General features: G+C 64.2%; 17 protein-coding genes. 8 read left to right on the top strand and 9 right to left on the bottom strand.

Annotated features, from left to right (window positions below; all coding sequences use genetic code 11):
- Window positions 1-2 precede the first annotated feature (2 nt).
- The 6 genes from ACEW7X_RS00680 (at window position 3) to ACEW7X_RS00655 (ending at window position 10,989) form a co-directional block, all read left to right on the top strand.
- Window positions 3-881, top strand: coding sequence for an ATP-binding protein (locus ACEW7X_RS00680; protein ID WP_068372801.1), 879 nt, complete (start codon window positions 3-5; stop codon window positions 879-881).
- A gap of 76 nt (window positions 882-957) precedes the next feature.
- A complete protein-coding gene (locus ACEW7X_RS00675; RefSeq protein WP_068372804.1) occupies window positions 958-1,929 on the top strand; it encodes a Nudix family hydrolase in 972 nt (323 codons plus the stop codon).
- Window positions 1,930-1,956: 27 nt separating this feature from the next.
- The gene (locus ACEW7X_RS00670; RefSeq protein ID WP_127772936.1) at window positions 1,957-3,174 is read left to right on the top strand and encodes an MdtA/MuxA family multidrug efflux RND transporter periplasmic adaptor subunit; all 1,218 of its coding nucleotides are present in this window, start codon (window positions 1,957-1,959) and stop codon (window positions 3,172-3,174) included.
- Window positions 3,175-3,179: 5 nt separating this feature from the next.
- On the top strand, window positions 3,180-6,296 hold the full coding sequence (locus ACEW7X_RS00665; RefSeq protein WP_420177492.1) for a multidrug efflux RND transporter permease subunit: 3,117 nt from the start codon (window positions 3,180-3,182) through the stop codon (window positions 6,294-6,296).
- The gene (locus ACEW7X_RS00660; protein ID WP_420177491.1) at window positions 6,293-9,391 is read left to right on the top strand and encodes an efflux RND transporter permease subunit; all 3,099 of its coding nucleotides are present in this window, start codon (window positions 6,293-6,295) and stop codon (window positions 9,389-9,391) included. Before ACEW7X_RS00665 ends, ACEW7X_RS00660 begins: the two co-directional genes overlap by 4 nt.
- Before the next feature lie 44 nt (window positions 9,392-9,435).
- On the top strand, window positions 9,436-10,989 hold the full coding sequence (locus tag ACEW7X_RS00655; RefSeq protein WP_068372808.1) for an efflux transporter outer membrane subunit: 1,554 nt from the start codon (window positions 9,436-9,438) through the stop codon (window positions 10,987-10,989).
- A gap of 16 nt (window positions 10,990-11,005) precedes the next feature.
- On the opposite strand, the gene zapD is transcribed toward ACEW7X_RS00655, so the two are convergent.
- From zapD to ACEW7X_RS00640, 3 genes are all read right to left on the bottom strand, one after another.
- Window positions 11,006-11,761, bottom strand: coding sequence for a cell division protein ZapD (gene zapD / locus ACEW7X_RS00650; RefSeq protein WP_165389917.1), 756 nt, complete (start codon window positions 11,759-11,761; stop codon window positions 11,006-11,008).
- A gap of 142 nt (window positions 11,762-11,903) precedes the next feature.
- Entirely contained in the window at window positions 11,904-12,527 is a 624-nt protein-coding gene (gene coaE, locus ACEW7X_RS00645; RefSeq protein WP_130486734.1) for a dephospho-CoA kinase, read from the bottom strand.
- A gap of 83 nt (window positions 12,528-12,610) precedes the next feature.
- Complete coding sequence (locus ACEW7X_RS00640; RefSeq protein WP_420177490.1) at window positions 12,611-13,405, bottom strand: prepilin peptidase; 795 nt, start codon at window positions 13,403-13,405, stop codon at window positions 12,611-12,613.
- A 128-nt stretch (window positions 13,406-13,533) separates the two neighbouring features.
- Between ACEW7X_RS00640 and ACEW7X_RS00635 the strand changes: the two genes are divergently transcribed.
- Together ACEW7X_RS00635 and ACEW7X_RS00630 are read left to right on the top strand one after the other, a co-directional pair.
- Complete coding sequence (locus tag ACEW7X_RS00635; protein ID WP_193755199.1) at window positions 13,534-14,325, top strand: copper resistance protein NlpE N-terminal domain-containing protein; 792 nt, start codon at window positions 13,534-13,536, stop codon at window positions 14,323-14,325.
- 188 nt (window positions 14,326-14,513) lie between these two features.
- Window positions 14,514-15,884 carry an MFS transporter gene (locus ACEW7X_RS00630; protein WP_134837928.1) on the top strand — a complete coding sequence of 457 codons (1,371 nt, stop codon included), beginning with the start codon at window positions 14,514-14,516 and terminating at the stop codon, window positions 15,882-15,884.
- Window positions 15,885-16,095: 211 nt separating this feature from the next.
- On the opposite strand, the gene cyoE is transcribed toward ACEW7X_RS00630, so the two are convergent.
- The 6 genes from cyoE to ACEW7X_RS00600 form a co-directional block, all read right to left on the bottom strand.
- Window positions 16,096-16,953 (bottom strand): heme o synthase, encoded by an 858-nt coding sequence (cyoE, locus tag ACEW7X_RS00625; protein WP_068372831.1) that lies wholly within the window; start codon window positions 16,951-16,953, stop codon window positions 16,096-16,098.
- A gap of 23 nt (window positions 16,954-16,976) precedes the next feature.
- Entirely contained in the window at window positions 16,977-17,327 is a 351-nt protein-coding gene (gene cyoD, locus ACEW7X_RS00620; protein WP_068372834.1) for a cytochrome o ubiquinol oxidase subunit IV, read from the bottom strand.
- On the bottom strand, window positions 17,327-17,962 hold the full coding sequence (gene cyoC / locus ACEW7X_RS00615; RefSeq protein WP_068372835.1) for a cytochrome o ubiquinol oxidase subunit III: 636 nt from the start codon (window positions 17,960-17,962) through the stop codon (window positions 17,327-17,329). The genes cyoD and cyoC overlap by 1 nt, the downstream gene beginning before the upstream one ends.
- Window positions 17,963-17,965: 3 nt before the next feature.
- Window positions 17,966-19,942 (bottom strand): cytochrome o ubiquinol oxidase subunit I, encoded by a 1,977-nt coding sequence (gene cyoB / locus ACEW7X_RS00610; protein ID WP_068372999.1) that lies wholly within the window; start codon window positions 19,940-19,942, stop codon window positions 17,966-17,968.
- A 63-nt stretch (window positions 19,943-20,005) separates the two neighbouring features.
- The gene (cyoA, locus tag ACEW7X_RS00605) at window positions 20,006-21,040 is read right to left on the bottom strand and encodes a ubiquinol oxidase subunit II (protein WP_253596185.1); all 1,035 of its coding nucleotides are present in this window, start codon (window positions 21,038-21,040) and stop codon (window positions 20,006-20,008) included.
- Between the two features lie 380 nt (window positions 21,041-21,420).
- Window positions 21,421-21,933 carry a response regulator transcription factor gene (locus ACEW7X_RS00600; RefSeq protein ID WP_134837927.1) on the bottom strand — a complete coding sequence of 171 codons (513 nt, stop codon included), beginning with the start codon at window positions 21,931-21,933 and terminating at the stop codon, window positions 21,421-21,423.
- Window positions 21,934-21,963: the final 30 nt, after the last annotated feature.

Here is a 21,963-nt window from a genome sequence, read left to right as displayed (position 1 = left end):
TCATGAATTCAACCAAACCCGAAGATCTGGCCCAGCTGATGGCCCAGGCCTCGCGGGTGCTGGCGCGGCTGGAAGCCTGGCTGCCGCCCGCCCCGCCCCCGACAGACTGGTCTGCCCAGGCCTACCGCTGGCGCAAGCGCGGCGCGAGCGGCTGGCTGGAAGCCGTCCCGCGCGTCAGCGCCATCGCCCTGGATGACCTGCGTCACGTCGAACGCCAGAAGGCCATCCTGGACCGCAATACCCGCCACTTCGTCTCCGGCAAGCCCGCCAACAACGTCCTGATGACCGGTGCGCGTGGCACCGGCAAGAGCTCGCTGGTGCGCGCCATGCTGCTGACCTACGCCAGCCAGGGCCTGCGCCTGATCGAAGTCGACAAGGAAGACCTGGGCGACCTGCCCGAGATCATCGACCTGATCGTGGCCCGGCCGGAACGCTTCATCGTTTTCAGCGATGACCTGTCTTTCGAATCCGGCGAAGCGGGCTACAAGGCGCTCAAATCCGTCCTGGACGGTTCCATTGCCGCCGCCGACGACAAGCTGCTGATTTACGCAACATCCAACCGTCGTCACCTGATGCCGGAGTACCATAGCGAAAATCTGCAGACCACGACGCACGACGACGGCGAGATCCATCCGGGCGAAGCCGTCGAAGAAAAGGTATCCTTGTCAGAGCGCTTCGGTCTCTGGCTGTCCTTCCATCCGTTCCGCCAGAACGATTACCTCGATATCGTCGCCCACTGGGTCAAGGAACTCGGCGGTGCAGAGGACGACGGCAGCCAGCCCTGGCGCACCGAGGCCCTGCAATGGGCCCTGGAGCGCGGTTCGCGTTCGGGCCGTGTAGCCCGGCAGTTCGCCCGTGACTGGGCGGCACGCCAAGCCTGATGGCCCTGGCCTCGCGGGCGGCTTGCCGCCCGCGACTCAACCTAGCAACCCCCGAAACAGAAAGTCCCGAATACCCATGCCTGGAAGAATTCTTGATGTTGCAGTCGGTGTCCTGGTACGCCAGGACGGATGCGTACTCCTGGACCAGCGCCCCGCAGACAAAAGCTGGGCCGGCTGGTGGGAATTGCCCGGCGGCAAAATAGAAGCCGGTGAAACCGTCTTGCAGGCGCTGGCCCGGGAGCTCCAGGAAGAACTGGGCATCAAGGTAACCCGCTCCTATCCGTGGGTCACCTACATACACGAGTATCCCCATGCCACGGTGCGGCTCTCGTTCTGCCGCGTCGAGCACTGGGAGGGCGAACCGCGCCCCGAGGAGCGCCAGACGCTGGGATGGTTCACGCCGCGCGATGCGCTCGAACTGCCGCAGTTGCTGCCCGCCGCCTATCCGCCGCTGCGCTGGCTGCAATTGCCCGATACCTATGGCGTCACCGCCATCGGTGGCACGGACAACCTGGCAGGCTATCTCCAGCGCCTGGAGCGCGCGCTGGCGCGCGGCCTGCAACTGGTGCAATTCCGTGAACCCGGCTGGGCCAACGGCGGCCCGGCCGACGCCAGCGCGCTGGCCGCGCTGCAGGCCGTGCGCGAACGCTGCCACGCTGCCGGGGCGCGTGTCCTGGTCAACAGCGTGCATCCACAGGAATGGTGGCAACAAGCCGACGGCGTGCACCTGCGCGCCGCCGATGCTCGCGCCACGGTCACCCGCCCGGCCTTGCGCCCCTACAACCTGCTGGGCGTTTCCGCCCACGACAGCGTGGGCCTGGCGCATGCGCGCCGTCTGCAGGCCGACTTTGCCGTGCTGGGCCCTGTCCTGCCCACCGCCAGCCACCCCGACAGCCCGGTGCTCGAATGGGAAGGCTTCACGCGCCAGCTGGCCGATGCCGGCCTGCCGGTCTATGCCATAGGCGGCCAATCCCCCGACACCCTGGAAACGGCGCACCATCACGGCGCCCATGGCATCGCCGGCATCAGCGCCATCATTCCTTCCTGAACCTCACACCGATTACGCAGCCCAGCCATGAGCCTGCCGCGCCCGACCCGCAACCGCCCGCTCCGGTTCCTGCTGCTTATCCTCATCCTGGGCGTGGCAGGCGCCTTGCTCTGGCGCTACGTCATTGCACCGCCCGCCCCGCCGTCCACGGCTTTTTCCACCTGGAACCTGCCGGCACCGGTGCGGCTGGCCCCAACACGCCAGGAAGCCCTGAGCGAATGGATACGCGCCATCGGCACCGTCACGCCGCTCAATACCGTCACGGTACGCAGCCGCGTCGATGGTGAACTGATAGACGTCGCCTTCCGTGAAGGCCAGCACGTCGAACAGGGCGAGCTGCTGGCACGCATAGACCCCGAGCCCTACCGCATCGCCCTCTCCGAGGCCGAAGGCCAGTTGCAACAGAACACGGCGCAGCTGCGCAACGCCGAGTTGAAGCTGCAGCGCTACCAGACGCTCTTCAAGCAGGACTCCATCGCCCGCCAGGAGCTCGATAGCCAGCAGGCCCTGGCGCAACAATACAAGGGCACGATCCGTATCGACCAGGCGCGCGTGGACAACGCCAGGCTGCAGCTGTCCTACACCACCATTACGGCCCCCATTTCCGGCCGTATCGGCCTGCGCCAGGTGGATGCCGGGAACATGATCCGCGCCGGCGACAGTACCGGCCTGGCCGTCATCACCCAGGTCAAGCCGATTTCCGTACTCTTCTCCATCCCGGAAAACCGCCTGCCGGCGCTGCTGGAAGCCATGCGCGGCGGCACGACGCTGGCAGTGGAAGCCTGGGACCGCAACGACCAGACCCTGCTGGCCCGAGGCACACTGGGCACGCTGGACAACCGCATAGATACCGCCACGGGCACCCTCAAGCTGCGCGCTGATTTCCCGAACACCGACGAAACCCTGTTTCCCAACCAGTTCGTCAACGTACGCCTGCGCCTGGCCACCCTGCCCGATGCGCTCACCATCCCCGCAGACGCTGTGCAATATGGCGCACGCGGCCCGTATGTCTACCTGGTCGATGCCGAGCACAAGGCCTTCATCCGGCAGGTGAAGCTGGGCATTGCCGACGAAGGCCGCATCGCCGTGCTGGACGGGCTGGCGGCTGGCGACCAGGTCGTGCTCGAAGGGCTGGACCGCCTGCGCGAAGGCCGTGAAGTGCGCGTGGTGGACGACACCGGCGGCACGGTCGGCACACCGGCCACGCCGCCCGCAGGAACCCAGCGACCAGGCCCGCGCCGGTAAGGCCCATGAACCTGTCATCGCCATTCATCCAGCGGCCCGTCGCGACCACGCTGTTGATGATCGCCATGCTGCTCTCGGGCCTGATGGCCTGGCGCCTGCTGCCCGTAGCCGCCCTGCCGCTGGTGGACTACCCTATCATCCAGGTCTTCACCTATTATCCCGGCGCCGGCCCCGACATCACCACCAGCGCCATCACTGCGCCGCTGGAACGCCGCCTGGGACAGATTCCCGGCCTGCAGCAGATGTCATCGGCCAGCGGCAGCGGCGCCTCGGTCATCACCCTCAAGTTCTCGCTGGACCTGGACATGAGCGTGGCCGAACAGGAAGTCCAGGCCGCCCTGAGCGCGGCCGGCAACCTGCTGCCGCGCGACCTGCCCGCTCCACCCGTCTACCGCAAGGTCAATCCGGCGGATACCCCCATCCTGACATTGGCCGTCACATCGTCCACCATGCCCCTGCCGGATCTCTACGATCTGGTCGATACCCGCATGGCGCAGCAACTGTCGCAGATCAATGGCGTCGGCATGGTCAGCCTGGCCGGCGGCCAGCGGCCAGCCATACGGGTACAGGTCAACCCCGCCGCGCTGGCCTCTTATGGCCTGGACATGGAGGCCGTGCGCAGCGCCATCGCCGCAGCCAACGCCAACCAGCCCAAGGGCCGCTTCGACGGCCCCATGCGCACGGTGATGATGAGCGCCAACGACCAGATGCGCAGCCCAGAGGACTACCGCGCACTGATCCTGACCTGGCAGGACGGCGCCCCCTTGCGGCTGGGCGACGTGGCGGAAATCGTTTCGGGCCCGGAAGACAGCCGCCTGGCGGCCTGGTCAGGCGAACTGCCTGCGGTACTGCTCAATATCCAGCGCCAGCCGGGCGCCAATGTCATTGAAGTCGTTGACCGTATCCAGGCGCTACTGCCGCAGCTCACCGCCAGCCTGCCGGCCAGCGTGGATGTCACCGTCCTGACCGACCGCACCCAGAATATCCGTGCCGCCGTACGCCATGTCCTGCAGGAACTGCTACTGGCCATCGTCCTGGTGGTGCTGGTGACGCTGCTGTTCCTGCGCAATGCCGCCGCCACGCTGATTCCCAGCCTGGCCGTGCCGCTCTCGCTCATCGGAACCTTCGGCGTCATCTACCTGGCCGGTTTCTCCATCAATACCCTGACGCTCATGGCGCTGACCATCGCCACGGGCTTCGTGGTTGATGATGCCATCGTCATGCTGGAAAACATCGCTCGCCATCGCGAACAGGGGGCCTCGCCGATGCAGGCGGCACTCAAGGGTGCCAGCCAGATCGGCTTCACGCTGGTGTCGCTGACCGTCTCGCTGATCGCCGTGCTGATCCCGCTGCTCTTTATGCAGGGCGTCGTCGGCCGCCTGTTCCATGAATTCGCCATTACCCTGGCCATTGCAATCTTCATTTCCCTGCTGGTGTCGCTGACGCTCACGCCCATGATGTGCGCTCGCATGCTGCCTGAACCGACCGGTTCCCACGCGGATGAAGGCAACGACTGGCTGTCCGGCCTGATCCGGCGTTACGGCGCCGCCCTGGACTGGGTACTGCGCCACCAGACGGCAACGCTGCTGTTCACCCTGGGCACCATGGTCGCCACGGTGGCCCTCTACCTCTGGACCCCCAAAGGCTTCTTCCCGGTACAAGATAGCGGCGCCGTCCTGGCAATCACCGAAGCACCGCAAACGGTTTCCTTCGCCAGCATGGCGCAGCGCCAGCAAGACCTGGCGAAATCGCTGCTGCAGGACCCGGACGTCGACAGCCTGTCTTCCTTCATCGGTGTCGACGGGACCAACAACACGCTCAACAGCGGCCGCATCCAGATCAACCTCAAGCCCTACGGCGAGCGTGAGGGCAGCCTGCAGGACACCCTGGCGCGCCTGGCGCGATATGCCGACGAAGTGGAAGGCATACAGGTATGGTTCCAGCCCGTGCAGGAACTGACCATAGATGACCGCATCAGCCGTACCCAGTACCAGATGACGCTGACTTCCCCCAGCCTGGATGAGCTGGAAGAATGGGCGCCTCGCCTGATCGACCGATTGCGCGACATGCCGCAACTGGCCGATGTCTCGGCCGATCTGCAGAACGACGGCCTGCAGGCATACATCGACATAGACCGCGACGCTGCCGCTCGCCTGGGCATCACCATCAGCGCCATTGATGCTGCGCTTTACGATGCCTATGCGCAACGCCAGGTCAGCACCCTGTTCACCCAGAACAACCAGTACCGCATCGTGCTGGGCGTGCTGCCCGATTTCGCCCGGACGCCCGCCGACCTGGGCCGGCTGTATGTCGCCAGCGCCAACGGCACGCCCGTGCCCCTGGCCAGCATCGCCCGTATCAGCGAGCGCCGCGCCCCCGTGCTGATTTCCCACGTGGGCCAGTTTCCCGCCACCACGGTGTCATTCAACCTGGCGCCCGGCGCATCGCTGGGCGCGGCCGTCGCGGGCATCGAACTGGCGCAGCGGGAAATCGGCCTGCCGGCATCCGTGGACGCGCGCTTTGCCGGTGCCGCAGAAGCCTTCTCCGAATCGCTCGCCAATACGCTCTGGCTGATCCTGGCGGCCGTAGTCACGATGTACATCGTGCTCGGCATCCTCTACGAAAGCGCGATCCACCCCATCACCATCCTGTCCACCCTGCCATCGGCAGCGGTAGGCGCGCTGCTGGCCTTGCTGCTGACCGGCGGCGAACTGGACCTGATCGCGATCATCGGCATCATCCTGTTGATCGGCCTGGTGAAAAAGAACGGCATCATGATGATTGATTTCGCGCTCGATGCCGAACGCAGCGGCGGACTGACGCCGTTGCAGGCCATACGCAGCGCCGCACTGCAACGTTTCCGCCCCATCCTGATGACCACGCTGGCCGCCCTGTTCGGTGCCGTACCGCTGATGTTCGCCAGCGGCGCCGGCGCGGAGCTGCGCCAGCCCCTGGGCGTCGTGATGGTGGGCGGGCTGATGGTCAGCCAACTGCTCACCATCTTCACCACACCGGTTATCTATCTCTTTTTCGACCGCCTGACCGCCAGCCGGCAACGGCCACCCGCCATCGCCCCCGATGACACCCCGGGCAATCCGCCGGACGGAGGCCGGCAGGCGTGAACCTGGCGCGTCCCTTCGTCCAACGGCCCATTGCCAGCATCCTGATCGCGCTGGCCATTCTGCTGCTGGGCCTGCTGGCAGGCCGCCTGATGCCCGTCGCGCCCCTGCCCGCCGTGGATTTCCCGGCCATCATGGTGCGCGCCTCGCTGCCAGGTGCAGACCCGGAAAGCATGGCTGCCACGGTCGCCGCACCGCTGGAACGCGCCTTCGGCAGCATTTCCGGCGTCAGCAGCATGACATCCCGCAGCGAACAGGGCGGCGCCAACATCCTGCTGCAGTTCGACCTGTCGCGCAACATCAACGATGCCGCCCGCGACGTGCAGGCGGCCATCAATACCGCGCAAGGCGAGCTGCCGGCAGGCATGCCGCAACTGCCCAGCTACTTCAAGATCAACCCGTCCCAGGCGCCCATCCTGGTGCTGGCGCTCAGTTCACCCAACCTGTCGCCCGGGCAGCTCTATGACGTTGCCGCCACTGTGCTGGCGCAGAAGATTGCCCAGATCCAGGGCGTCAGCGAAGTCTCCGTCGATGGCGCCGCCCTGCCCGCCATCCGCGTGCAGCTGAACCCCCAGGCCCTGGCGCACAGCGGCATTTCGCTCGACGAAGTACGCCAGGCGCTGGCCGATGCCAACCCGCTGCAGCCACGCGGCATCATCGAAAACGACAAGCTGCGCTGGCAGGTGCAAAGTGCCGACCAGCAAAAGAAGGCCGCCGAATACCAGGACCTGGTCATACGCTACCAGGATGGCGCAGCCGTCCGCCTGGCGGATATCGCCACCGTCACGGACTCAGTGGAAGACCGCTACACCAGCGGCTTTCACAATCACAATCCGGCCGTGATCCTGATGGTCAGCCGCCAGCCGGGCGCAAATATCGTCGCCACCATCGCAGACATCCGTGCGCAGTTGCCGGCCTTGCAGGCGCTGATTCCCGCCGACGCCACCCTGACGGTCGTGGCCGACCGCTCGCCCGGCATCCATGCCACGCTGCGCGAGGCTGGCCTGACGCTGCTCATCGCATCCGCCCTGGTGGTAGTCGTCATCCTGGGCTTCCTGGGCAGCTGGCGCGCGGCGCTGATCCCCAGCCTCGCCATACCGATATCGCTGGTCGGTGCGCTGGCCATCATTTATCTGTATGGGTTCTCTCTCAACAACCTGTCCGTCATGGCGCTGATCGTCGCCGCCGGGCTGGTCGTGGATGACGCCATCGTCGTCATGGAAAACATTCAGCGCCATATCGAACGCGGCATGGCGCCCTTGCCGGCGGCCATTCGTGGCGCCGGGGAAATGGGCTTCACGCTGCTGGCCATGAACCTGGCCCTGATCATGGTCTTCGTCGCAATTCTGGCGATGGGAGGCATGATAGAACGCTTCTTTCGCGAGTTTTCCATCACGCTGGCCGCCGCCGTGCTGGTGTCGCTATTCCTGTCCCTGAGCCTGACGCCCAGCCTTTGCGCACGGCTGTTGCCCGGGCAGCCTGCACCCGGCAATCGCCCGCGCCAGGCTGCCTGGCACGAACGCATGTTCGCCGTCGTACGGCGCGGCTATGGCGCCAGCCTGCGCTGGAGCCTGCGGCGCCAGCCGCTCGCCCTGCTGGCCTTGGCCGGTGCCATGGCACTGACCGTGTTCCTGTTCGCTGCGGCGCCCAAGGGCTTCCTGCCGCAACAGGACACCGGCCAGTTGCAGGGTTTCATCCGTGGCGACGACGGCGCTTCATTCAATGTCATGCAGCCCAAGATCGAGCAATACCGCCAATTGCTGGTCAACGACCCGGCCATTTCAGATGTCATCGGCGTCAGCGGCGGCGGCACCGGCGTCAGCAACGGCCATCTGCTGGTGCGGCTCAAGCCCTTGGGCGAACGGACGGAAACGGCCAATGACATCGTCAACCGGCTGCGCACGCAACAACCTGTCATTCCCTCCGGCATGCTGTTCCTGGCAGTCGACCAGGACATCAACCTGCCCCGCTCCATGGGCAGCTCCGGCGACTACGAACTGACCTTGCTGTCGGGCGACCTGGAACTGCTGCGCGCCTGGGCGCCCAAGGTACGCACCGCCCTCATGGATACGCCGGAACTGGTGGACATATCGCCCAGCAACAGCGACCGCACCCAGCAGATCAACCTGGAAATCGACCGGGAAGCGGCGCGCCAGCTAGGCGTGGACATGAGTACCATCACCTCCACGCTCAGCAACGCCTTCAGCCAGCGTCAGGTGGCGACGCTCTACAGCCCGCTCAACCAGTACCGCATTGTCATGGAACTGGACCCGCGCTACACCGGCAGGCCGGAAACCCTGGAACAACTGCATGTCCTGGCCCGTGACGGCCAGCGCGTGCCGCTTAGCGCCTTTTCCTCCTACGGCTACAGCATGGAACGCGACCGTGTAGCCCACGACGGGCCCTTCGCCGCCGAGAACATCAGTTTCTCGGTTGCCGAAGGCGTCTCGCTGGATGCCGCCATGGCCGCCATAGACCGTACCCTGGGCGAAATCATGCTACCCAACGGCGTGCATGCCCGCATCGGCGGCAATGCCGGCATCTTCCAGAGCAGTATGGACACGCAACCCATGCTGCTGCTGGGCGTGCTGGTCGCCGTGTACCTGGTGCTGGGCATTCTCTATGAAAGCGCACTGCACCCGCTCACCATTCTTTCAACCCTGCCCTCGGCCGGGCTGGGCGCTTTCCTGGCGCTGCGCGCCACCCATACCGAATTCACGCTGATCGCCCTGCTGGGGCTGTTCCTGCTGATAGGCATGGTCATGAAAAATGCCATCCTGATGGTGGATTTCGCGCTGGTGGCGCAACGCCGTGGCGTTGCCGCCGCCCCAGCCATCTACACGGCGGCCTGCCAGCGCCTGCGCCCCATCCTGATGACCAATATGGCCGGCCTGCTGGGCGCACTGCCACTGGCGCTGGGTTCCGGCGACGGCGCGGAAATGCGTCAGCCGCTGGGCATTGCCATCGTGGGCGGCCTGGCCATCAGCCAACTGGTCACGCTCTACACCACGCCTGCCATCTACCTGCTGATGGACCGCTGCAAGCGCCGCCGCAGCCGCCGTAACGAGCACGCCACGGCAGGCGTGCCACGGCGCTGATATGATGTGTGCGCCTATCCTGCACCCGCTTTCCTAGCCATCCTATGCCTCAACGCTCCTGCGCCCACGGTTTCCATGCCCTGCCCCACGCCGCCCTGCCTGCTGCCCGCCGCAGCAAGGCCTGGGCGCCCATGCTGACGGCACTGCTGGTCTTGGCCGGTTGTGCCAGCGGCCCCGACTACCAGCGCCCGGCCGCGCTCGAAGACATGCCGGCCAGCTTCCGCCAGATGGACGGCTGGCGCACGGCCACGCCTGGGCAGGCACTGACCGACACAGCCTGGTGGCAACGCTACCAGGACCCGGTCCTGACGGAACTGCTGACACGCATAGATGGGCACAACCAGAACCTGCTGCAGGCAGAGGCCAGGTTGCGCCAGGCCGAAGCACTGATCGGCCGCGCCCGGGCTGCCGGTATGCCGACGGCAGGCGCCAACGCCGGTTACACGCGCTCGACCGGGGGCACCAACAACTACAGCACCGGTCTGAACATTTCCTGGCTGCCCGACATCTGGGGCCGTGTCCAGCGCGACACGGAAGCCGCCCAGGCGGCCGCGCAAGCCAGCGCGGCCGATGTCGCCGCCGTGCGCCTGGGCCTGCAATCGAATCTTGCCCAGGCCTATTTCCGCCTGATCACCCTGGACCGCCAGGCCGAGTTGCTGGCAGCCACCGAGCAGGCCTATATCCGCGCTGCCGAACTGACCCGCAACCAATATGAAGCCGGCATCAGTGCCCGCGCCGACGTCGTACTGGCGGAAACCCAGCTGGAACAGGTACGCGCGCAGCGCTACAACATTGCCTGGCAACGCGCCCAGAACGAACATGCCATCGCCGTGCTGGCCGGTGCTGCGCCTTCGGCATTGCAACTGGCGGAACAGCAAACCCTGCCGGCCCTGCCGCCACTGCCGCAGGCGCTGCCAGCCAGCCTTCTGGAACGTCGCCCGGATATCGCCATGGCCGAACGCAACATGGCCGCCGCCAATGCCCGTATCGGCGTGGCGGCCAGCGCCTGGTTCCCCGACCTCACCTTGAATACCTCGGGCGGCTTCCAGCACAACAGCCTGAATCACTGGCTGACGGCCCCCAGCCGCGTCTGGTCGCTGGGCCCGGCGCTGGCCCTGACGATCTTCGACGGCGGCGCCCGCCAGGCCACGCTGGAACACGCCGAAGCAGCCTACGATGAACAGGTGGCGCGCTACCGCCAGACGGTGCTTGAGGCCCTGCGAGAAACCGAAGACGCCCTTGCCGCCCTGCGCACCCGTGCGCAGGAAATCGAAAGGCAAGAGAAAGTCGTGGCGCTGGCCGAGGAAAACCTCAGGCTGGTCATGAACCGCTACCAGGCGGGCATCGTCACCTACCTGGAAGTCACGACCGCTCAAACCACGGAATTGAATGCACGCAACACGCTGTTTGCGCTGCAGGGCGAGCAACTGGCTGCCAGTGTGCAATTGATCGCCGCACTGGGTGGAGGCTGGTCGGATGCGGCACTGGCGGATACCCCGGCAGCGACGAAAGACAGCGCGCCTGCAGACCAGCAAGGCGCCGATGCCCCGGCCGCGTCAACCGCCACGCTGCCGTCCCGGACTGATACAGGCGCCTAGTCCGGCGCAAACTGGCTCATACCCCCTGGCACAGCGCCAGTTCGAAATCCACGTCGCGCTGCAACTGCTGCGGCCGCAGGCGCCCTTCCTGTGTGGAAAAGCGCACCCAGATCATGTGTTTATTGGCACTGATATCCGGGAACGTGCCATCGCTGCTGTCCACCCAGATGCGCAGGAGATGACCAGCCTTGCCGTGCAGCATCTGGCGGTAGGCACCCGCATGCGCCACTTCGCGCTGGATTTCCCCCCCCCGGCGCAGCAGGTCGAGAAGCAGGTCCAGGGCTTCGCGCATAACAGAAAACGGCGCAATCCACTGCTGCAGGTCGTCGCAACGCGCCGCTTCATCCTTGGATTGCCAGGCATGATAGGACGGCATATCGACATGAGTCGTGCCCCCCAGCACGGCCATGCGGCCGCGCAGGCTGGCCAGCCATTCGTTTTCACGCAGCAGCTGGCTGGCGCGAGGCTGGCGGAACAACTGCCCTGCCACGCGCTCCAGCGCGGCCAGGGTGTCATCCAGCACCTCGGGTTCCACATCGGGATGTTCGCGCAGGTTCATCAGCGCCTGGCGCTGGCGTTCGATATCCTGCAACAGGCCGCCCTTCAGGTCGGTGCGCTCGGTCGCTTCGATCAGTTCGAACAGCGCGCCCATGGCCTGCTGGTGCATCCGTGAATCACCTGGCTGGGCAAAATAGAACAGACGGTCGAACAGGGACTCCAGCCGCAAAAACGCGCGGATGCGTTCATTGAATGGGTATTCGTATAAAGTCACTCGCCTCGACACCCCTGTTGTTCGTGCCGGCGGCGCCGGCATGGTTCAACCCTTGCAGCCCTAAGCATAAGCCAACGCGCGCTATCTTCGGAAACTCGTCCCAAAAAGCGGGATTTTCTACCAGAAGATGTGCCTGGCCGGACTATCCGGCTGACGGGCCGCCCAATGGCGTTCCGGCGGCCCATTGCGCGTGCGCCAGGCGCACGCGTTGCAGCAGTTCGGCCTCGGAGGTTGCACCATCGTTCACGATGACGTCGTGCGCTGCCGCCAGGCGCTCTGCCCGCGAAGCCTGCGCATCCATGATACGCCTGATGGTTTCGGCCGTCAGCCCGCTGCGCGACTGCACTCGCGCGACCTGGGTATCCGGGTCGCAATCCACGACGCAGATGCGGTCCACGCGCTCGCGCCAATCACCCGACTCCACCAGCAACGGCACCACCGCCACCCGGTAAGGCCCCTGGGCCAGCGCCAACTGTCGTTGTGTTTCCGCCCGGATCAAGGGGTGCAGGATGGCCTCGAGTTCGCGCCGCACGCCGGGGTCCGCGAACACCCGCGCTCGCATCCAGTCGCGGTCCATTGCCCCATCGGGGCGTTCCACCGCCGCGCCGAAGACCGAGCGCAGCAAGGGCATGGCCGCTCCGCCAGCCGCCGTCAATTCATGCGCGACCGCATCGGTATCCACCACCCCGGCGCCCCATTGGGCCAGCCAGGATGCCACCCGGCTTTTGCCCGAGCCGATACCGCCGGTCAGACCCAGCGTCAGGATGCCCGACCCGGCCTGCGACGGCGCCCATACTCGTGCGGCCCCCGCCTGGTTGCCGTTCTGTCCGGCGGATTGATCATCGCGATTCATGGTGCTCCCATCCACAACATGACTGCCACGCCCGCCCAGGCCAGGTGAATGCCGAAGGGCTGCGCCGTACGCATGCCGGCGCGCCGCACAGTCACCAGCCACAGGCCATATGCCAGGCCGGATACCGCAGCGATCAGGATGAGCTGCGGCAATGCCGCCAGCCCCACCCAGGCGCCCAGGGCCGCCAGCAGTTTGAAGTCGCCATGGCCCATGCCTTCCCGGCCGGTGGCCAGGCGAAAGCCGTGAAACAGCAGCCACAGGCACAGGTAGCCTGCCACGGCGCCCAGCACCGCCTGCGGCAATGGCACCCAAGCCGATGCCAGATTGAACAGCAGCCCGGCCCACAGCAAGGGCAGGGTCAGGCTATCAGGCAGCAGCATCTCTCGGGCATCTATGACGGCGAGCAGCAGCAGGCCCCAGCAGCAGGCCAGTACCGCCAACCCGCCCCATGTCAGGCCGAAACGCCAGGCGCAAAGACCCGCCAGCGCCACGGCAGCAAGCCACAGCAGCCTGCAGACGGCGCGTGACGGCAGCGGCACGGCAGCCAGCGGCAGCATCTGCCGCGCCTCCGTATCGTCCGTCACGCCTGGGCAGGCCTGGGGCATGTTTTCTTCCCGGGTGTCCTGCGCGGCTTGCTCGCTCAGCCAGTCCTGCGCCATCCAGGCCCATTCGCACTGCATGCGCCATGGCAGCCAGACGGCCAGCCGCATCAGCAGCGGCGCAATGGCCAGCCCCGCCGCCGAAGGCAGCAACCATGCGGCCCAAACAGGTAGATTCCAGGTTTCCCACATGGTTTGGGATGATAACAGTGCATCCCCGCTGCCGAATGCGTAGAATTGTCACTTGAGACCTTCCTGTTTTGCCCTTGCGGCACGCGCCAGGCGCTATCCTCCGGCAAGCAGGAGCCAGCAGTCAGACCTTGAGCTTTCCACTACTGCCTACCATGCGAACCTCGCCCCTGCCCACTCGGCCCGCCCGCCGGGCCCTGACGCCGCTTGCCACCCTGCTTGGCGCTGCCTTGCTGTTGTCGGCATGCGCCAGCAGCCCCGACGGCGCCTATTCCTCCCAGGCTGAAAACAGCGCGACCGATGCGCGCAACCAGTATCAGGATTTCCGGGGCCGCGAAGCCGTGCGAGCGCCCAGCCAGCTGCAGATTTCGCTGCCAGACCGCAACAATGCGCGCAAGAACGCCAATGCAGCCGAGGCGGAAGTGGTCGCCCAGGCGCAGGTACCTGACACCGAAGCCCCCCCCGATGTACGCGCCGCCAGCGGCGACGGCCCGGCAGTGCTGCCCGAACCGGCCTACGAAGGCTCGCCCTGGCTGCGCGACACGCAAACCTACCTCGGTACCGTGCCTTGCTTTACTGGCGACGAATCCTGCCGCGCACAGCGCGTCACGCTAACCCTGTCGCCCAATGGCCGCTGGCGCAGCCGCACGATTACCATCGACCCGCCATCCAATCCGCCTGACAGCTTCACTGACCAGGGCTGCTGGCGCGTCTCCGGCGATAACCGTGAACGCATCACGCTCTACAACACCGACCGCACCCAATCCATCGCCAGCTTCAGTTTCAGCCACGGCAATGCCCTGATTTTGCGGCAGTTGCATGAACAAGGCAGCCGCCTGACCTATCGTCTGTCGCGTCAGCCCGAAATCGACCCGATCAGTGAATTGGGCCAGGCCGCCCCGAACTGCCACGTAGCACCCTGAGCAACACGGAAAACGGCTGCTTCGGTACTACAACTGCCCGGGCCTACCCGCCCGGGCTGTCCTCCTGAGCCGCTTGCGCCACGCCTTTCCCCGCTGTTTCCCCCGACCACGCACGTCGCCCGTTACCAGCCAGCCTGCCGCGCTGGCGATGTGCGCCAGTCCCCACCCAGCCTTATCCACACGGTTTCATGTTCACCTTGCTCGCCACGGAAAAACGCGCACTTGCCGGCCTCTCAGGTATGTTCGCCATCCGCATGCTTGGGCTTTTCCTCGCCCTGCCCGTCCTGAGCCTCTACGCCGGCGACCTGCCCGGCGCCACGCCGGCACTGATAGGCATCGCCCTGGGCATCTACGGCATTACCCAGGCGGTACTGCAAATTCCTTTCGGACTGCTGTCCGACCGCTACGGCCGCAAGTTCATGATTGCCATCGGGCTGGTCCTGTTCCTGGCAGGCAGTGTGATCGCCGCGCAGGCGGAAACCATGACCGGCCTGATCCTTGGACGCGCGCTACAAGGCGCAGGCGCGGTGTCCGGGGTGATCCTGGCGCTGCTGGCTGACCTGACCCGAGAATCCGTACGTACCCCCGCCATGGCCCTGGTCGGCCTGTCCGTCGCACTTTCCTTCGGCGTGGCCATGACGGTATCCCCCATCATTGCCGCCAGCCACGGCCTGTCTGGCGTATTCTGGTTCACGGCGGCGCTGGCCCTGCTGAGCCTGCTGGCCTTGTGGCGCATCGTCCCGGATGCGCCGCAGGCCGTGCGCCACCGCGACGTTTCCATGGATTTCGGTATGCTGGGCAGCACGCTGGCGCGTCCCGACCTGCTGCGCCTGAACCTGTCGGTATTCGTCCTGCACTTCACCCTGATGGCCGTGTTCATGGGCGTACCCACCCTGCTGGAGCAAAGCGGCACGCCCGCTGCCCGTCACGGCTGGATCTACCTGCTGGTCATCACCCTGTCCGTCCTGGCGCTCATTCCGCTGATGACGCTGGCCGAACGGCGCAATAAGGTGCGCGCCATCCTCTTGCTGGCCATCGCCCTGACTACGCTGAGCACCGCCGCCATGGGGCAGTTCCGCAGCCATTACGGCGTCATCGCGCTGCTCTGGAGCTTCTTCATCGGCTTCAACCTGCTGGAGGCCATGCTGCCCTCGCTGCTGAGCAAGCTGGCACCCGCAGGCACCAAGGGCACGGCCATGGGCGCCTATTCGACCTGCCAGTTCCTGGGCACCTCGCTGGGCGCCATGCTGGGCGGCCGGCTGGCTCAAAGTTATGGCCTGGAGGCCATCTTCCTCATGACGGCGGGGCTGGGTGTGCTGTGGTGGCTGCTGATGCTGGGGATGAAGGAGCCGCCACGCGTTTCCGCCGCCACGCTGCGCCTGAGCCGCCCGCTGGCTGAGACAGACATCCCGGCCTTGCAGGCCAGGCTGCAGGCCGTCGCCGGTGTGCGCGAAGTCATGCTGGCGCCCGGTGAAAGCGTGGCATATCTCAAGACCGAGCGCGGCCAGTTCCAGCGTACCGAGGCCAGCGCCGCCCTGGGTGAACTTGCCGGGGAATAAACTGACGAATCAGCTGGACGCCAGGAATTTCCCGGTGTCCGCTCGGCTCCCTGAAGAGTTGAATGAAAAAACGCTGCGAACCACAAGGTTCGCAGCGTTTTTTGTATCCTGCTGCGGGTACGGACGTACCCGGCGCAATTCTGCCATGGGGAAATCGAAGGAATGAGCACGCCATCACCCTCCGGTAGCACACGGCAGGCGCTATCTTGGCCTACAGCGGCTGGTAATCCACCGCCAGCGCCACGCACAGCACGACGACAATGATGATGGATATCCAGAACACACGGCGCGCCCAGGCATTGATGTCCTTGGTACGCCAGCCCTGCAGGCTGACCCACAGCCAGTAGAACGACATGCCGCCCACTGCCACGGTATAAATCCAGCCCACGTAGCCTGCCAGCGGCAGCGTGAACACGGACAGCAGGAACAGGATGACGAAACCGACAATGTGCCGTCTGGCGGCATCCACGCCCAGCTTGACGGGCAGCACCGGCACGCCGGCAATACGGTAATCCGCATGGCGGAAGATACCGATGGCGTAGGAGTGCGGTACCTGCCAGAGGCAGAAGATGAGCAGCAGCAGCCAGGCGCCAGCATCCAGCTGGCCACGGACAGCCAGGTAGCCAATGACCGGCGGCGCAGCGCCGGAAAAACTGCCGAAGATGGTGGACGACGACCAGCGCCGCTTGGTACAGAGGCTATAGACGCCCACGTACACCACGAAACCCACCAGGGCAAAGATGAAAGCCAGGATGTTTGTCAGGCAATACAGCACTGCCAGACCGGCCACGCCGAGAACCGTGCCATAAGCCAGGCCGGCGGGGCCGGAAATCCGCCCCACCACAAATGCCCGGTTACGCGTGCGCGTCATCCTGGCATCTATGTCCTGGTCTATGTAATTGTTGAACACGCAGCCTGATGCAATGACCAGTGCGACGCCCACCAAGGTGGACAGGAACAAAGCCCAGTCCACCTTTCCCTGCGAGGCCAGCAGGAAACCGCCAGCGACAGAAACCAGATTGCCGTAGATGATCCCGGGCTTCGTGACCTGCAGGTAGTCCTTAAGCATTACACGACTTCGAATCAGCCCGCTTAATACACCATCATGTTGTCATGCACGTGGATCATGATCCAGATGGAGCCAACAACGACGATGAATAGCGTGATGACCGTGTAGATGAAGGCCATCGAGTTCCAGAGCTGCCCGGAAGAAGTGCTCAGGTGCAGGAAGAAAACCACCTGAACCAGCACCTGCAGAATAGCGCACACACCCAGAACGGCGATCAGTGCGCCGTTACCCAGGATGTGATTGCCTGCCACGCGCTCCATCACCAGCCAGAACGGAATGGCGGTGAAGATGACGGACAGCAGGAAACCGAGCACATACGACTTGGTATTGCCATGGCTGGCGCCGAAGGAATCGACATGATTGTCGTGAGCCATCAGAGCACTCCAAACAGGTAGACAAAGGTAAAGACGCAGACCCAGACGATGTCCAGGAAGTGCCAGAACAGGCTGAAGCAGCTCAGGCGGGTGTAGTTCGTCGCCGTCACACCCTTGGTCTTGACCTGGTGCATCAGAACCAGGATCCAGAGCAGACCGATGCTCACGTGCAGGCCGTGCGTGCCGACCAGCGTGAAGAACGCCGACAGGAACGCGCTGCGGTCCGGACCGTAGCCTTCCGAGATCAGGTGATTGAACTCATAGAGTTCGATCGCCACGAAGCCTGCGCCCAGCAGGAAGGTGACAAACAGCCAGAACACCACGGCGTTTGCAGCCTTCGGGCCGCCTTTGTGGCGGGCCAGCATGGCCAGGCCCGAGCTCAGGCTGCTGACCAGCAGGAATGCCGTATTCAGCAGGATCAGGTTCAGGTTGCCGCTGAAGATTTCCTTGCTGGTGGGGCCATCAGCAAAGCTGCGGCCCAGCACTGCGTAAACGGCGAACAGGCACCCGAAGATGATCAAGTCGGTCATCAGGTAAATCCAGAACCCGAGTACCGTGTTCTCGCCACTGTCGTGGTGCGCATGGTCGTCATGACCGCCATGCGCCGCGTTGTTTTTCAGGACATCAGTAGACATGACTTAGGCCGCCTGCTGTTTCAGTCGTTGATAGTACTCGTTCTCGATGCGCTCGACCTCGGCCGCAGGGACCCAGTAGTCGATGTCGTCATCATAGGAACGCACGATGAAGGTGACGATGCCGCCGACAAAGCCGACGATGGCCATCCACCAGATATGCCACACCAGGCCAAAACCCATCGCCAGCAGGAACAGGCTGATGATCAGGCCCACGCCGGTATTGCGCGGCATGTGGATATCTTCGTACTTGGCAGGACGTTGACGGAAGGTACCTTCTTCCTTGGCCTTGACCACGGGTTCCAGATCATCGACGTACGGCAGCACGGCGAAGTTGTAGAACGGCGGCGGCGAGGAAGTCGCCCATTCCAGGGTACGGCCGTCCCAAGGGTCGCCACTCACGTCGGCCAGCTTCTTGCGCTGGAAGACACTGACGATGACCTGGATGAACTGGCACGCGATACCCAACAGCACGATACCTGCACCGGCGAATGCCACCCACAGGAAGGGCACCCACGGCTCGTAGTTGGTCGTGTTCATGCGGCGCGTCATGCCCATGAAGCCCAGGATGTACAGCGGCATGAAGGCCACGTAGAAGCCGATCAGCCAACCCCAGAATGCGCCCTTGCCCCAGAACTCGTTGAGCTTGAAGCCGGTTGCCTTCGGGAACCAGTAGGCGAAACCTGCGATGTAGCCGAACACCACGCCACCGATGATGGTGTTGTGGAAGTGGGCGATCAGGAACAGACTGTTGTGCACCACGAAGTCGGCTGCGGGCACGGACATCAGCACGCCGGTCATACCGCCGATGGCGAAGGTGATCAGGAAGCCCAGCGTCCACATGATGGGCACCGAGAACCGGATACGGCCGCCGTACATGGTGAAGACCCAGTTGAAGATCTTCACCCCTGTCGGGATTGATATCAGCATCGTCATGATGCCGAAGAACGCGTTGACGTTGGCCCCCGCACCCATGGTGAAGAAGTGGTGGACCCAGACGATGAACGACAGGAAGGCAATTGCCATCGTGGCGTAGACCATCGACTTGTAGCCGAACAGGCGCTTGCCGGAGAACGTGGACACCACTTCGGAGAAGATACCGAAGGCAGGCAGCACCAGGATATAGACCTCGGGGTGACCCCAGATCCAGATCAGGTTCACGTACATCATGGGGTTGCCGCCCATGTCATTCGTGAAGAAGTGCATGCCCAGGTAGCGGTCCAGGGACAGCATGGCCAGGGTGGCGGTCAGAACCGGGAAGGCAGCGACGATCAGAATGCTGGAGCACAGGACGGTCCAGGTGAACACCGGCATCTTCATCATGTCCATGCCGGGCGCGCGCATCTTCAGGATGGTGACGATGAAGTTCACCCCTGTCAGCAAGGTACCCAGGCCTGATATCTGTAGACTCCAGATATAGTAGTCAACCCCGACCCCCGGACTCATCTCGATCCCCGACAGCGGCGGGTAAGCCAGCCAGCCCGTCGTGGCGAATTCACCGATACCCAGGGACACGTTGACCAGCGCCACGCCGACCACGAACAGCCAGAAGCTGAGCGAGTTCAACAGCGGGAAGGCCACGTCGCGCGCACCGATCTGCAGCGGCACGATGATGTTCATCAGGCCGGTCATGAAAGGCATGGCCATGAAGAAGATCATGATCACGCCGTGCGCGGTAAAGATCTGGTCGTAGTGCTCGGGATGCAGGTAGCCTTCGTTGCCACCGGTGGCGACAGCGAGCTGGCTGCGCATCATGATGGCGTCCGCGAAACCGCGAATCAACATCACCAGTGCGACCAGGATGTACATGATGCCGATCTTCTTGTGATCGACAGAGGTGAACCATTCCTTCCACAGCCACTTCCAGCGACCCAGGAAGGTCACCAGAAGCACCAGGGCAACGACACCCGCCGCGGCGCCGGCGGCTGCCGACAGTGCGATGGGATCATGCGGAATGGCGTTGAGCGTAAGTTTTCCGAAAATAGGATCGGTGGGGATCGCATTCGGAGAGATATTTTCTAGCATTGCTGAGTCCTCGCTACCCTACTAGTGCTGGACGGCGGCGCCATGCGCCTGGCCATCATGCTGCGCGCCTTCGACGGCGGCATTCTCGCCCTGACCAGCGGCGGGCTGTTCCGCAGCGCCATGTTCACCGGCGTCGGCGGCATGCTCCACAGCAGCGGGAGCCGGCTCGTCCTGACGCGGTTGGTGATGATGCTGGCGCTGGCTGGTTCCTTCCGCCTTGGCCTTCTCGACCAGGTCAGGATCCATGCGGCCACCCATGTAGGTGTCGAGGATCTGCTGGAACAGGCCGGGCTGGACGGAACCGAAATACTCGGGAGCGTTGTTGCGGCTCTTGACCATCAGCTTGTCATAGCTGGCGTCATTCAGCACGGCGGGCGACTGGCGCACCTTGTTGACCCACTGGTCGAACTCGGCGTCGGATACGGCGTAGGTCTGGAAGCGCATGCCGGAGAAGCCCGCACCACTGTAGTTCGTCGACTGGCCGAAATAGGTACCGGCTTCGTTGGCGATCAGGTGCAGCTGCGTCTGCATGCCAGCCATTGCATAGACCATGCCGCCGAGCTGCGGAATGTTGAAGGCGTTCATTGCCGTGGCCGACGTGATGTCGAAGCGCACGGGACGATCAACCGGGATGGCAATCTCGTTGATCGTGGCAATGTTCTGCTCGGGGTAGATGAACATCCACTTCCAGTCCAGCGACACGACCTGGATGGGCAGCGTCGGCTTGTCGGACTCGATCGGACGATACGGGTCGAGCTTGTGGGAAGTGATGTAAGTAACGTAGGCCAGGAAAGCGATGATCAGACAGGGAATGCCCCAGACCACCACTTCGATCGCGGTCGAGTGCGACCACTTGGGACGGTACTTGGCGTTCTTGTTGGAAGCGCGATACTTCCAGGCGAACAGTACGGTCAGCACCAAGGCGGGGATGACCGCAATCAGCATCAAGCCAAAAGCCTGGTAAATCAGGGCGACCTGCTGCTGTCCGATTTCACCCTTGGAGTTCAGCACCACGGCTTCGCTGCAGGCAGCAAGCACGACAGCAGCTAACGCCACTGAGAAAATACCTAATAGTCTCTGTTTCATTTCACAACCCTGACGGCAGGCCCCTTTCGTTGCATCACTCGACCTATATGGAAACTGTGGCCACCACAAACGAAGTCCAACATAGACCCTATCCGGCCCCTGGACTGCTTACAGCGTGATGCCGCAAGCCAAGGCGGAAAACGCTTTCAGGGCAGGCGCTTCAAAAGTGGCGATGGAGCAAAACCGGCGATGGCGACAACGCTTGCGATCGGCAATAGCAAACGCACCGCGTCACCTTCGCGGCGCCCGCATCATAGCAACAAATCGAAGGTAACTGTACCTCTGCAATGGTTTTCGACGTTATCCCCTACTTAAATTGTGGTTTTTTCTTTACTGTCAGCCACCCTGGGTTAAACACCGGTCTGCCCCTTCGCGGCAAACCGGGGCGCCAAGGACGGCAACCCGGCGGCCGCGGGCCCATAGGCGGGCAGCACGCTGCCGCACAGGCGGCAGCAACATGCTTGCGCCGCCCGGTCATCCGGCGCCGCCAATTGTGGATAAGCCTGTGGATAAAATGACGGGCGCCACGATGCGCCGGCCTGGCCGTAGCTGGCCATCGGGTTCGAAAGCCGCAGGCATGACGGTGCGGCATCCGGCTCGGCCAGCATCAAGACCGTGCCTGCACCTGCCCCCGGGCGAGACAACGGCTGTACGCCATACCAGCTGTGCACGAGTTCCACGGCATTGCGCACACCCAGCTTGCTGAAGATGCGGGCCCGGTGCTTTTCCACGGTACGCATGGAAATACCCAGGTCTATCGCCACGACTTTGTTGGAACGTCCCATGGCAATGTACTCCAGCACCTGACGCTCGCGCGCCGTCAGTGCATTGCCTTCCATTTCCCTGCCGTCCCACGCCGCCATGCCTGCCTCCCTGAAAGAGGCTTCATTCTG

The sequence above is a fragment of the Kerstersia gyiorum genome, from assembly GCF_048595715.1.
GTDB classification, from domain to species: domain Bacteria; phylum Pseudomonadota; class Gammaproteobacteria; order Burkholderiales; family Burkholderiaceae_B; genus Kerstersia; species Kerstersia gyiorum.
The sequence above is the reverse complement of the archived record's forward strand: the minus strand, read 5'-3'. Positions and strand labels throughout refer to the sequence as shown.

Excerpts from the sequence above, each read along its gene's own strand:
- ACEW7X_RS00655 (WP_068372808.1), top strand. The coding sequence starts at position 9,436 with ATGCCTCAACGCTCCTGCGCCCACGGTTTCCATGCCCTGCCCCACGCC.
- ACEW7X_RS00680 (WP_068372801.1), top strand. The coding sequence starts at position 3 with ATGAATTCAACCAAACCCGAAGATCTGGCCCAGCTGATGGCCCAGGCC.
- ACEW7X_RS00640 (WP_420177490.1), bottom strand. The coding sequence starts at position 13,405 with ATGTGGGAAACCTGGAATCTACCTGTTTGGGCCGCATGGTTGCTGCCT.
- ACEW7X_RS00670 (WP_127772936.1), top strand. The coding sequence starts at position 1,957 with ATGAGCCTGCCGCGCCCGACCCGCAACCGCCCGCTCCGGTTCCTGCTG.
- ACEW7X_RS00665 (WP_420177492.1), top strand. The coding sequence starts at position 3,180 with ATGAACCTGTCATCGCCATTCATCCAGCGGCCCGTCGCGACCACGCTG.
- cyoC (WP_068372835.1), bottom strand. The coding sequence starts at position 17,962 with ATGTCTACTGATGTCCTGAAAAACAACGCGGCGCATGGCGGTCATGAC.
- ACEW7X_RS00600 (WP_134837927.1), bottom strand. The coding sequence starts at position 21,933 with ATGGCGGCGTGGGACGGCAGGGAAATGGAAGGCAATGCACTGACGGCG.
- cyoD (WP_068372834.1), bottom strand. The coding sequence starts at position 17,327 with ATGGCTCACGACAATCATGTCGATTCCTTCGGCGCCAGCCATGGCAAT.
- ACEW7X_RS00675 (WP_068372804.1), top strand. The coding sequence starts at position 958 with ATGCCTGGAAGAATTCTTGATGTTGCAGTCGGTGTCCTGGTACGCCAG.
- ACEW7X_RS00630 (WP_134837928.1), top strand. The coding sequence starts at position 14,514 with ATGTTCACCTTGCTCGCCACGGAAAAACGCGCACTTGCCGGCCTCTCA.
- cyoE (WP_068372831.1), bottom strand. The coding sequence starts at position 16,953 with ATGCTTAAGGACTACCTGCAGGTCACGAAGCCCGGGATCATCTACGGC.